Source organism: Thalassospira xiamenensis M-5 = DSM 17429, assembly GCF_000300235.2.
Taxonomy (GTDB): Bacteria; Pseudomonadota; Alphaproteobacteria; order Rhodospirillales; family Thalassospiraceae; genus Thalassospira; species Thalassospira xiamenensis.
The window spans coordinates 32192-44969 of record NZ_CP004389.1 but is presented as its reverse complement, the minus strand read 5'-3'; the positions used below and the strand labels follow the sequence as shown (position 1 = coordinate 44969).

The following is a 12778-nucleotide window of genomic DNA, read 5'->3' as shown; positions in this document are numbered from 1 at the left end:
TTACCCCATGAGCATATTAATTGCGTCATCATCGAAACCGACATTGTCGTTGCTCTGGGTATTATCTTCAGGAATTCTGTTACTGATTTCTCGATTATCCAAGTTGACAACAACCTGATGCAAATGCTCGTTGGATGATGCCCGATTGGCTTCAGCACGATCTGTCGCGATCTCGTTAGTCATCTGACGGACGGATGGTGGAGCGTAGAATGTAACCCCCGCGTCCGTCAGTTCTTTCAGGATTGTGGGCAGCTCGTAGGCGGTTACCTCAAGTGTCGGTCGCCCACGTTTCGTGCCGATGTTCGCAATTCGGCGGTTGATTGCATCGGATTCGTAAATATCGCTGTCCGCACCCTTGGTTGTCGGGTAGCGAACCAAGAAGGTTTCCGGTCGCTGATCGGCTCCATTGGCGCCGCGGCGAATTACGACGCCCTTTGAGGGTTTGAGCTGGCTTGTCGAATAGAGATCCGTTCCACCCGGTCGGGAAATAACTTCAGCAGCTACTGCCGCTTCGGCAATGCTGACCGGTAGCAGATCAAGTGCCTGAGCTGCCTCTTTGATCAGCAGACCGCGATGCACCACACCATTTTCGTCAGTGAAGGTAGAAATCTGACCAAGCGGCTTCTCCATCGATGTCGAAATCCGGAGTGCTTCAAGGATATTCCCCATAAGGAAATGCCGCGATTTCGTGACTTGACCCGCGTCATCAGCATCAAAACTTTTGATGATCTTGTCCGCCTGACGGCCGTGAATACCTTCACCGATGAACACTTCGCTTGAGGACAAAATGAAGGAAAGACTGATATTTTGGGGCTTCTCTTCACCGGGCCAAACGACTGACAATCGATAATGCCCCAGTTTCATCTCATTACCCGGCGTTGGACAAACGATGTCGGTAATGATGCCCTCGGCGGAATCCAGTCGATCCGCACGATAGTTGATAATCGAAGCGCCGGGACGAAGTTTCGGTAACGTGTTCGTAAGGTCTTCAATCAAGTCGGCGGTTTTTCGGACACGGTTCTTGTTTGTTCCGTTTTGGGTAAAGTTGCGAAGTGCGCTTTCAACTGAGTCAAACTGACTATCGGCAGATTTTGCGTTGTGACGCTCAAGTGCCTCCGTCAAGAAATCAAGTTCTCGGCTCCTGATCATGTTGGCCACTTCAGAGGGGTTTCGAACACAACTGCGTCGAGATGCACCTTTGAAAATGGGGTCGTCAGACATCTGCGCACGGCTAACTTCAGCTTCCGCATTGTCGACAAGTGCCAGGACTTCTTCTGAGCGCATGGGGTCGAGGTCCTGAGTGTGCTCTACCTCAACCAGATAGACCGGTTCCCGGTCCCCGGTCCCGCCTTCTACTCCATCAAACACCTCCTTGTTGATGACTTTGCAGTTTCCAAGAAGGGCCTTGGTGCGAAGCGGGTTTTCATTTCTCCCATCCAGCTCTTCAATAACCTGCTCATATTCCTCAAAAATCTCGGCCATGACGCGATCCTGCTCATCAGGATGAAGCAAGTGCATATAGGTCATCATTTTGTTCGCCCAGGTGCCATCGAGAGAGCCAAGACTTTCGTCATCCTCAATTGCTTCTCGAACCATATCGGCCAAACCCATCCGTTCGGCGAGGATCGGATTGCTTTCAAGGAACCGGAAGCACACTTCATGGCCGACTGAATTGAAGATGTCAGGGATCAGATCGCCACGCGACACCGCGTTCTCGCGATTTGATGTCGTGTTGGCCGATAAGCGCTGCATATGTCGTTCGGTATACATCGCTAGTTTCAGGCTCGCAGGCAAACCGGAAGAAAGCCAAGTGATTGACGCACCTGTTACCTGTTTACGTCGGACAACCCGGCCGAACACTTGGAACAGCTGCAAAATGTCTTGGGGCGGCAAAACCATCAGCATATTTCGTTTACGCTGGTCTTTTGCCTTTTCGGACGAATGAAGCGAAATGCCTGTGAAGCCCGGCTTTCCGAGGAACAGACTGTCCAAATCACCTGATTGGAAATCATGAATTGTTTCACTTGGATCGGTATCGTTGCGAGGAACGATGTTGCTCTCGATCACCTCATGCTTTCGTCCCGAAATTTCGCTAAATGAGATATTTCGTTTTCGCAGTTCGCCTTTAATCACATCTGTTGCTAGGATCGGGAAGTCGGGAAGTGTCGCGATGACAGCTTTTACCCGTTCATATTCGTCGTGCAGGTCCTCGTTTTCTTCAATGGCGATCCGTGTCTGCCCCATGCGCCGATACTTGCAGGACATCAGAATGATGCGATTAAGGGCATCTTTGATCGTTGGTATGCGGTCTTCCCCATCCTCCAGAATTTGCGACATGTAGTTTTCGCCGGTCAGATCCGTAACAAAGACAGGCTTTTCATCTGCTTCGATCGCTTTGAGCCCTTCCTCAACGGCTAAATCGGCAATCAGGGCTGCTTCAAAGACGCGCGAAAACTGATGCAAAGGAGAGCCGATCGATGCGGATGTTCCTTTGATGGCTTGAATATCACCGTCATTTGTCTGGTTGCGGTTCCGGACGCGGCGACGTTGATCGGCCGCAAGCTCGGCATCCCGTCGCTGGATGTGTTTTCGCACCAACCCGGCAAATTTGGCGATCTCCGCAAGTGAGGCTGAAACATCCGCAGCAATGGCACGATTTCGAACAGCACGATCGGCTGAGGATGCGCCGATGATCAATTTGCTGTCAGTGGAGGTGCTAAGGCCGATTTCGGCGTCCGCTACTGTGGAGAATTCTACTTTGCTCAAGCTCATTTCACGGCGGACCATCCTCCCGGAGCTTACCATCATTGATGTGAAGGCTTCCTGGGCAGTGATCCCGCCTTTGCGGAAGATCGGAACCAGCTGATTGATAGGGAGAGAGTTGGGAATTGCCCGATGATAGAATGGGATGGCGCGAATATCCTTTGACCAAGTTCCGGAACCCGGTGTGTGATGCTGCGCATCCCGGATCATGGCCTGAACATTGCGAGAAGTAATGCCGTTGCCAGCTGCTACATGTGATTCGTCTGTTACCAGATGAGTTTCGCGAACAACCTTTCTAAACCAGGAAACTCGGGTCGAGCTTTGTGGCGTTTTGTTGAGCTGAGTAAAGCTACCCATCACAAGATTTACACCATCAGGAATTCGACCTGATTCATACATGGCTTCAAGAGTTGCGCTATCGACCGGTGGAAACAGTGGTTCGTGTGTATTCAGATCCACAATGACCGAGTTTTTCGTCTGATTGGTTACCAGCGGATTGAACAGGTGCGTCATCTTCATTTCACGAATATCATTCCAGATATCGTTCAGTAGTTTTACATTCTCTGTGAGAAAAATGGATACCTCGCCCCGCAATGCTGACCAGATCATCGTCGTGGCAAGTTCACGTCCCTTGCCGGTCCCGGTGCCGTCAGCAAAGATGACACTGTTTTCCGACGGATCACGCGTCAAGCGCGCGTCAATCCAAAGTGCGACCGCGTCAGCCTGTTCAGGAGAAAGGTTTTCCGCAAGCTGATCCTTCGTCCAATGGAGCTGATCACACAAAAATTCAACAATGTTGCCGCGGCGGCGAACAAGATGTTCCAGTGCTTTTCGAGACGCGCCATCAAGGTGTCGAGGGAGCAATGCTTCGGGCTCTCCCAACTCGCGACATGCAGAAATGTAAGGGACCTGATAGTCCGTTCCGTCATCGGACAAGGTGCCTTGGCTAACATCAGCGTCAGGATCAAGGTTTTCCCGACTTGCATCATCTGTTGACCGGGCCGAACCGATTGCAATACGAGTAGCCTCTTCCGAAATCCGCCGCGAATGCAGCGTGTCCATACCAAAGCGCCAGGCGTCGGCGCTGTCTAGCAGTTCAAGTTTTTCAGGAATGATGACTTCGTTGACAGAAAGCGGAGCGGTACGTCGGGGCCCAATGGAAACAACAACCTGGCTTCTTCCGCCGATATTCTTGGTAATATAGCTTCCGGAAACGATGGCCGAGTTTTCAACATGCAGGCCACGCCCTATTTCACGCAGGAAATTTTCAACTTCATCCTGTGTGGGTTCCGGATCCGCATCGATGATCAGAACCGTCCTTCCGTCAGCGGCCCGATAGTCATGAAGCGCTTCGACTTCATCCAGATCAAGGGAACTCATTTTGTGAATGACCACATCAGAGCCGTTGTGGAATGCGACCCGATCGTCGTGCGTTTCCAAACGAATTGCTGAATGGTTGCCGCGTGCCATTGCTCCCGCACGTTGAGCTTCGGCGTCATTGGCGGTCAAGGCTGACAATTCTGCTGTGCGCGGAATACGAAGGGCAATGCCAAGATCGGCAATATCAGCTGAGAACGTAACCTTGGCATTGCGAAGTTCCATTTCATTGCCAAGAAGGCGGCTTAATGCAACCTGCAAAGGAGCGGGCAATGCCCCGGTCTGGAAAACAATGCGCTCTTCAAGATCACGTGCAACATCAAATGCGTCTCTGGCAATGCCTCGCGTCGCTGTGTAAGAGCGTGTGATCGCGTCAGCAATTGCTCCGGCAAGATCGCTTTGCGATACTTGGGCGATACTTGCCAGCTTTCCGATGTCGTCGACACTCTCGATATGCCCACTGCTTAGGGAAAACAATGCACCCTCCGCACATCTCAGCAGGCTCGCATAGTCACCTTCCTTGGCGCGAAGAAAAATGTCCGGCTGAAGATCGCGGTTTCCGTCTTCTTCCTGATAATTTTCTGGTTCCCATGCGATTTTCCAGCCACGAGGGTTTTTTGTGAAGCGGCGGTCGTTTTCGTGAAGGCGGTATACCAACTGACCCAACCGGTTGTAGCCAAGGGCATCCGATTTCGAGAGCAGGTCCTGTACCGCCGTCTTTTGCAAGCTGTCACCAATGACAACGTCTTCAGGCGCTACTTTTTTAATCCCGATATTTGGGATAACTTGCTGCCATTGTCGAAACATTTGGCTGGTTATCTGCCCTTCTGGGCGAACCCATACGCCACTTGCTGAGCGAACGAACCCCATCTCCTTGGCCTGGAATGGGTAATTCTCCCCATTCTGAAGAATCAGATATCGACGCCCTCGCGAGAGCATGAACATCTTGATTTCCAAATCCTTGAACAATGCATTGGAAAAATCTGGCCAGGGGATATTTTTATCGTTTGTGCTTGCTGCCGGTTCTTCAATAGCAACCTGCTGAGCGGTTGATTCAGCCATTTTGTATTTCTCCAAAGAATTCTGATCCTTGAGAGAAATTTTATGAGGGATTTCTGTTACCAAAAAAAAAGAAGCGAACCAATTGATGGTTCGCTTCAGACTATCGCTAAAAGATTAGCAATACGCCACGTGTTTAGCCCATTGCTGCATCAGCTGCAGCGGATGCAGCGGCCTTTTCGATTTCGTCGCGCTGTGCATCCGACATTTCGTTGTTGTTCGACGCGCCCGCGCCTTCGGGTGCAGCATTGGCCGGACCAGTATTCGCGTTTGCGGTCGGATCGTATTCCGGCTTGTGAAGCTCAGTATGGATAGCAGAAACCGGGATCGGGCTAGGATATCCTTCCGGCACCGCGGTTCCGACAACCCAGCCAGTCTGGAAGGCAGACGGATCAACCCCACCCTGCTTAAGATGCGCGGCAGCAGACGAGGAGTTCAGATTTTCGTCACCGACATAGAAGCTTCGGATGAACTGTTGGATCATTGCTTCAGCATTCGGAACGCTCTGGAAGTCCTTGGCGACCATGTCTTCAAGGGCTTTGACCAGAGCCACCTTGTCATACATCGGTTTGAATGAGACAAAGCTCGGCTGGATGCCATAATTTTTCCATTCGCGCTGGGTGGTTTCGGAAATTCCTTTGGCAACGACCCACTGGCTGTCTGCAGTCGGGAACGGAAGGTTTTTCAGCTTTTCCATATCGTCGGTGCGCGGGTCCACAAGGGAACGCGAACCAAACATCGTGCATTGCGGGATGAATTCGAATTTGGTCGATCCTGCTTCGACTTCTTCTGCAATGATGTCCTGCATTGCTGCTGCAATTTCCTCGACGCGCTTGGCTACGTCGCGCGGCACCCGAATGCCGGCTGCATTTGCTTCATCTTCAACGCCGACATTAAGCGGCAGATCTTCCGAACCCATGAAGCTTTGGAGCTTGCCTTCGTGGTCTTGCCAGCGAATGATGAAGCTGCGATCGCTGGGAGACGACGGAACGAATGCCTGACCGAGGACTTTTTCGATCGAGGATTTGATGCCTGCCGGCGACGTGTCTTCGATTGCAATCGCGTTTTCCGGATCGAGGAAGCGGACGCGCGCATACGCATCGCCACCTTCTTCCTTCGATGGGACCCGAACGACCGAAACTGCGGGCAGGAAGGCAAATTTGTCGACCGTGGGATAGCGATTGCCGTAATCAAGAAACACCGGGACGAAACCGTCGTTCTTTTTTTCCATACCACTGATCAGCAGGCTGGAGCCAACCGGCACGCGGTCCCATTTTTTGTCGTCCTTGTTGTAGAGCTTGAAGGGCGTTTTGCCTTCACCGGTCTCGCAGACCATGATGAAGTCTTTGCTGGCATCAAGGGCAGTAACCTGAACACACGTTTTCTTTGCACCACCACCACGGCGGGTACGAACTTTTGCAAAACCTTTCGACATACGATGCTCCTAGCACTCGAAATATTTTCTGACAGAAAGCTCTTTACCCAGCTTGTCGGCTTTAGCATCGCCAATCAGGGTTCTGAACTTTGGTGTATTTCCACCGTAATTTCGATTTCCGTTACCAAATTTATTTTTCGATAAGACCCTAAATAAAAAAAGGGGCAGCATTTATTATGCAGCCCCTCAAACAATTGGTGTGTCGGCCGACTTACATGTCGTAAAGCATGCCCTCGGTTCCGTTACCACGTACCCCTGAGAATCCGCCCCGGGATAATGTCGCAGGATTCTCACTGCTATCCGCTTCAACGGGGCGTGTCGGGAAGCCCCCTGGAACTGGTGGCAAGCTGACGGTTGGCGCCTGCCCTTCCCCACCAATATCGAACTCATCCGTAACACCAGCGAAGGAGGTGTCGACAACCTCATTCTGTAGTGCATGTGCAATCTCAATATTCACTCGCTCGATCAAGTCGGCCGTTGACAGATCCTCTTCGTCTTTCAAAGCTTTTATACTGTCACTCATTCGGGCCGTAATTTCTGCCATGTCATCTGGGCCACGAGAAATTGAGGCATCGATCATTGATTGGAGCATTTTCTTTGCCAGAGACTTCACCGCTTTAACGGTTTGCGCTCGCTCACTTTTCCCCTGCGGTGTCCGGAATGCGATGGACTGGTCCCGAATGAAAGTTGGATCTCCCCCGGCATCCAGAATTGCTTTGGCCAGCTTCTCAGTATCAAGAGAGCCAGGAACAACAGGTGCAGCATCAAGAATGCTCTGAATGCGATCAAACCGTGTTACATCATTTGAGTGGTCTTTAAGTAGCGTGGCGATTTCCTCCAGCGTTCGAGCATAGTCAATCGATTTGCTCGGGCCGCGGAATTCATCTGGGTCGATACCATACTGGATGGCGAGATTAATGATCGCTTCTTCCTCGTATTGAGGCTTTCCGGTGACGTCCAGATAGCCCAACATCAGTTTGGTGCTGAGATATCCGGTTGCCGAAACCCATTCTTTGAACTTTCCCTGAATTTCTGATGCGACTTCTTTTGCTGCGTTCTCCAGCATTTTTGCCATCACATAGTGTGATGAAAGCTCTTGCAATTCATCTGAAACATCGCGTTCATCAAGTTCGGGCAGCTTTCGGAATTCCGGCAGAGTCCCTGTCATCACAAAGTCGGCCCAGATTTCCTTATGTGTTTCACAGATCATTTGGGCAATATCTTCAGACCAAGGTAATTCGTCGATGACAATGTCGCCGCGTACACCACACCATCGGACAAGAATGAGCCGGATATTGACATCTGGATCACCTCTGCGCTCGCGCTCCAAAATGCCATACTGATGCATTTGCAAAAAATAATCGAACAGCTTGCCGTCATTTTCATCTACCGGCAGAAGCTCTTCATTTTCTGGGGTCAGCAAATTGCTCACTAATGAGCTAAAATCGCGAGGCTCCAACTGGGTTCCGTTTGGTCGAGGCGCTTTGTAATCTGCAATAACGATTGTGTTGTGGTTAATCAAATCATCAGCAGCTTCGTCGGGAGTACCGATCATTGAGCTGATGGTCGGGTGTCGATAGTTGCGCAGCGTGTCGATAATGCCATCGTTGGGGCGCAGTCCCATTGATGGCGCAATTTCCCTGAAGCGTGCGCGGGCGATGTCCTCGATTTTATGTCCCCGCTGGGTATCCACAAAGTAGCGAGGGTCTTGAAAAGGGGCATGCTTAAAGAGCTTCTGGGCAACGACTTCTCGGGTCGAGGAGAAAGGGTGAAATTTGTTGAATTTGTCGAGAATTAGTGGCGCAATTTCACTTCCGGACAAGCCCGATCCGCGACGCACAAGCCACTTAATTTCTTCGGCAGCAGCCCGAGGGGTTTTGTCGTCAAAACGCTGATCGGCAAGAACATCCCAAATCCACTTGCCGACCAAACCTTCTGATAAATGTTCCTTCTGATAGAAGTTTTTAATCACTGCTGCCGTCAGTTTTTCGACTACTGGGGCAAGTATCGTTCTATCCAGTTTGGTCATCATCATTTACTCACAGCAGATTGGATTGCGGCGACATTGCCAATTGATCATTGGGCGAGATACCTTCGATCCGCTCGACTGTCGCAATTTCCAATGTGGCCTCAACCGGTTCAACATTGGGCAGCTCAATTTTCAAATCATTCATTCGTTTCACGACCGTTCCTTGCAGTCGGTCAATGAACATCTTCTGCTCAGGGGCAAGCTCCGGCCGTCCAGCAATGTTCATGATGAACCGAGCACAACCGTGTGCAGCATTTTCCATTACCTTCTGAACATCCGTGCGGTTGAGGCCGCAATAGGAACCGAATGCTTGAAAATCCTGCTTGGTCAGATCGCGATGCTTACCATTCAAGCTCAGGCAAAAGTGCGGAGAAGGTACGAAATTGATTGAGGATGTGATGTCGTAGGCAGGCGCCATCACTGCTTTGGTGAAGGCGCTGGTATTTTGGCCCAGTCCATCATGCTTGTTGATGCGAAGAATTGAAAAGTTCTTCAGATGTGCATCTGAATCCCCAATCAGCCACGACGAAACAGCTCGAATGAACAATTGCTCTTTCTCGCTCACCGGGTCAGTGGTTTCTTTATCCAACAATTCAGCGATCGTTTCCCACGACCCTTCCGCCTTTTGTTCAGGAGTTAAACCAAGCTGTGCGCAACAATCGATTTGGAAGTATCGCTGTTCAGGATGGTCGCGGTCCGCAACATCATATCGCTCAACCAGCAAGCCTGTCTGTTTCTGGCCCGCAAAAGCAGGAAGATCGACCATGGCTACTTCGGCAATAGTCACTCCTGCTGCTTCAGATGCTTTCATGCAGACATACTCATTGAAACCAAAGTGTCTGTCATTGGCCGGGGAAAGCTTCAAAATATGGCTGAACGGGTTATTATCGATCCCGGCAGCTGCCAACTCTCCAGACGGCTTGAGGAACACTGCCGCTTTGAATTGCGCCCCCGAAATCGTTGGCAGGTTATGCTCTTCCATCATGCGGGCGACTTCTCCCACACAAGAATCGCCTTCTTCAAGGCTTCCGACCAAACCAGCCAGACTTACATCAAATTTTCCGGTGAAAACATATCCATGCACGCTGTCAGCAATGTTGTCCTTCAAGCGTTCCTGAATGATGTCTGGTTGCCGTTGTGCGACCGCGCTTCCTGGGGCTGCAATGCTGATATTTGAAAGGAAGCGCCCCCCGCGCCGCAACGCTTCGATATCACTTTCATTGCGCACACGTTTAAGCATGCCTTCTTCCCGCAGGTTGGCAAGAAACGGGGGCAATGATCTTCCGTTATGCTGGAACGGGATCACCCATCCGTCGCGACCTTCCCAGTAATATCGCGTGCCGTCGAAACCCAGTTTGCCAATAACGCTGTTATACCAAAATACAAAAAAGTTTTCGGTCATTGCTGCGAGTTCCTTCTGGGTCAGAGTTTTTTCAATTTTTTCTTGAAGATCATGGCGTCCCATAAGAGCGGCCTCGTCCAACAAGGCTTTTATTGTTTTCTCACGCGAGCCATGAATTCGATCGAGACGTTCAGCGCCCACGCGCAATACATCGGTATTTCCCGAGCCGAACCCGTCGAGAAATTCCAGGACCGCCAGCTCTGGTTTCGATACGCGCACGCGAACAGTCCGCTCATTCTCTGGAATTGAAACCTGCTCAAACTCACTGGCGAATTCCTGCTTCCGGATAACGCTCAGTGGGCCCAGCTGCCGGTATCGGATCTTGCTTCTCGCGGAGATGAAAATTTCGCCAGTGTCATTTGCGCCACGACAAATGGCGCTTTCTCCGACCAAGCGAAAATCCGGGTAAAGATTGGCTGCTATGAAGAGAGGATTGGCGCGGATAATTTCATCTGGATCGTCTTTTATGTCGACATAGATGCCACGGCTTATCCGTTGATATTCGCCCCTCTCCTCGCGGTAACGAGCGTGACGAGCTTCCTGTGGAGTGCGTGGAATATGAAGTGCCATTCGGTATCGTCCTGCACAAAAAATCGGTAACGGGCAATGCCTGTAGACTAATGGAAGATTATGTAACCGAATTTTTTTGGAGGTCCGGATGAGTGAAGTTTTGCAATCTACAGAGCGAGAAAATCCCATCCTTGGTGTTTTGGATGTTGAGACGACGGGCTTCTTGCTGCCGGATGTGCCTCTTGGTCATGACATGCAGCCACGTATCGTGCAGGGAGGTTTCCTCTCTTTTGATCTGGCCGGCCGGATACATCAGGCGGTGTCTATCACTGTCCGACCGGATGGATGGGATATCCCGGATGAAGCTGAAAACGTGCACGGCATTTCTTACGAAACCGCCCAGAACGTGGGAATGGATCAGTATTCTGTCCTGCCTCTGCTTGCCGATATGATAACTTCGACAGATGTCGTGATCGGACACAATATTCCTTATGATCTTGGTGTGGTTCGAAGTCATCTGAAAGCGATGGAGAACGCTCGTCCTGACGATGTTCATTTAAGGTCTCTGTCGAGCAGGATCGCCAATGTTCCCAGGTACTGCACGATGCGGGAAGGCGCAGGGATTACCAACTTTCCCCCTTCACTGAATTATGGCCCAGAATTTATCGGGAAGCCGAAGCCTCCAAGATTATCCGTGTTGTATAATTTCCTGACCGGCGAAGAAATGCAGGATGCCCATTCAGCTATGGGAGACTGTTTAGGCACAAAGCGCGTTTTCGAAGAGATCCTTCGGCAGGGCTATTTGCGTCCGGACTCCCTCCCCTTGCATATTTCGGAGCATTTGGGGGGGTGCGGTCGGCGTGGCGCAAGGAAATATGATCAAAGTATTTCTTTGGCCGCGACAATGTGAATATGCACTCCAAAAAAAGGCCCCTGTAGGGGCCTTTTTCTGTACGGGAGATCTTAAATGCTCGGGCTGCCCTCATCAGATTCATTGGGAGCCGGCAGGCGAAGAGAAGGGGCTGGAAGAGCTCCTGCTGCTGGCGGTGACAATGCCATTTGATCTTCAGCGCGAAGCTCAGGGCGAAGTTCCACATTGGTTGCTGGCCAGCAATACGCATAATGACCGGTGTGGTCGACAACGTGGAGCAAGGCACAATTGTCGCCATCTTCTCCGAGGGACATTTCGTAGATATTGACATCAGGTGCATAGCCTGGAATTTGGTCAAAGCGGATGCTTGCCCGCCCGACATGCCTGTGCTCGTTGATTTTGGTCAAGAAGCTTTCTACGGAATGCCGCGGGATGATTGACATAACAACATCCGTCATCCCGACGTCAAAATCTTCACCAAATACTTTCTGGCCAACGACCCGAACACCGTAATTGTATGCTTCGGGTCCGATGCGGTTCCAAAGCAAATCTGAACCGAAGGCACCTGCCCCACTTCTCGAAATTGGATTGGCCGCAAGCTTGGCAAGCAAATCATCAGAGGCATCTGGCGAAATATACCTGTTTGACCGCAATTCCATGACTTTCGAAACATATTCCCGTTGATGTTCTGGCGTGTTGTTCGGATCAAGGAAAGTATTGAGTGTCAATTTGCACCAGTTGATTTCTCTGGCGCTCAAGCCGCAATGATCTACCATCGATCGAAGCAGGTCGGCTGTGCGAGAATACTGATCCCGAATCTCCTCAAGATCAGTGCTGGAGATAGTCCCTGCCCGATTAGCTACCAACTTTGTTGCCCATAGATCACTGACGTTGCGTAGCATGTTCGCCGGGTTCCATTGTAGCGACGTGACAGGCTGACCGTTTTCAACGATCGAAGCCTGTAGGGATGCAATGTCACTTGCGGGGATGGCAAAGACCGCTTCTTCCATGTCGCCATTTTCATCGACGAGCAACACAAAGCGGCCAGTATCAATGGAAAGAGCGTCAACATCGCAGAGACGGGTGGTCTGGTATGTCAGAACCTCGTCGTCTTCGTCAATTCGGCTGTACTCTTGCTGGACGGTCTCCACCTTTCGGCAACGAATTTCCATGCCGTCGATAGCAGGAAGGTTCTGGTTGGGTTCCAGAAAAATCACTTTCCCAGTCAGGTTAAATTTGGGGGCGCCGCCAATATTCGGAACGAGTTCGCGAATTTCGATATTGAGCCCGTTGCCAAATACTTCTTCTTTAGTGGCCATTATCTGTTCATCC

6 protein-coding genes are annotated in these 12778 nt (G+C 50.9%); 1 reads left to right on the top strand and 5 read right to left on the bottom strand.

All coding sequences use genetic code 11. The annotated features are described in order from the left end of the window. The 4 genes from TH3_RS21415 to TH3_RS21400 form a co-directional block, all read right to left on the bottom strand. On the bottom strand, positions 1-5202 hold the full coding sequence (locus tag TH3_RS21415; RefSeq protein ID WP_007091746.1) for a strawberry notch C-terminal domain-containing protein: 5202 nt from the start codon (positions 5200-5202) through the stop codon (positions 1-3). 133 nt (positions 5203-5335) lie between these two features. Continuing rightward, on the bottom strand, positions 5336-6634 hold the full coding sequence (locus tag TH3_RS21410) for a hypothetical protein (protein WP_007091745.1): 1299 nt from the start codon (positions 6632-6634) through the stop codon (positions 5336-5338). Positions 6635-6845: 211 nt separating this feature from the next. Next, positions 6846-8669: a hypothetical protein gene (locus TH3_RS21405; RefSeq protein ID WP_007091744.1), complete on the bottom strand. Its 1824-nt coding sequence runs from the start codon at positions 8667-8669 to the stop codon at positions 6846-6848. A gap of 4 nt (positions 8670-8673) precedes the next feature. Next, entirely contained in the window at positions 8674-10635 is a 1962-nt protein-coding gene (locus TH3_RS21400; RefSeq protein ID WP_167710609.1) for a HipA domain-containing protein, read from the bottom strand. 88 nt (positions 10636-10723) lie between these two features. Here TH3_RS21400 and TH3_RS21390 point away from each other — a divergent pair, with 88 nt between their 5' ends. Then, positions 10724-11485, top strand: coding sequence for a 3'-5' exonuclease (locus TH3_RS21390; protein ID WP_007091741.1), 762 nt, complete (start codon positions 10724-10726; stop codon positions 11483-11485). Between the two features lie 53 nt (positions 11486-11538). Here the strand turns inward: TH3_RS21390 and TH3_RS21385 are convergent, their stop codons facing one another. Further along, on the bottom strand, positions 11539-12765 hold the full coding sequence (locus TH3_RS21385; RefSeq protein WP_007091740.1) for a hypothetical protein: 1227 nt from the start codon (positions 12763-12765) through the stop codon (positions 11539-11541). Positions 12766-12778: the final 13 nt, after the last annotated feature.

Coding starts and splice junctions, on each gene's coding strand:
- TH3_RS21415 (WP_007091746.1), bottom strand. CDS start 5,202: ATGGCTGAATCAACCGCTCAGCAGGTTGCTATTGAAGAACCGGCAGCA.
- TH3_RS21400 (WP_167710609.1), bottom strand. CDS start 10,635: ATGGCACTTCATATTCCACGCACTCCACAGGAAGCTCGTCACGCTCGT.
- TH3_RS21385 (WP_007091740.1), bottom strand. CDS start 12,765: ATGGCCACTAAAGAAGAAGTATTTGGCAACGGGCTCAATATCGAAATT.
- TH3_RS21410 (WP_007091745.1), bottom strand. CDS start 6,634: ATGTCGAAAGGTTTTGCAAAAGTTCGTACCCGCCGTGGTGGTGGTGCA.
- TH3_RS21405 (WP_007091744.1), bottom strand. CDS start 8,669: ATGATGATGACCAAACTGGATAGAACGATACTTGCCCCAGTAGTCGAA.
- TH3_RS21390 (WP_007091741.1), top strand. CDS start 10,724: ATGAGTGAAGTTTTGCAATCTACAGAGCGAGAAAATCCCATCCTTGGT.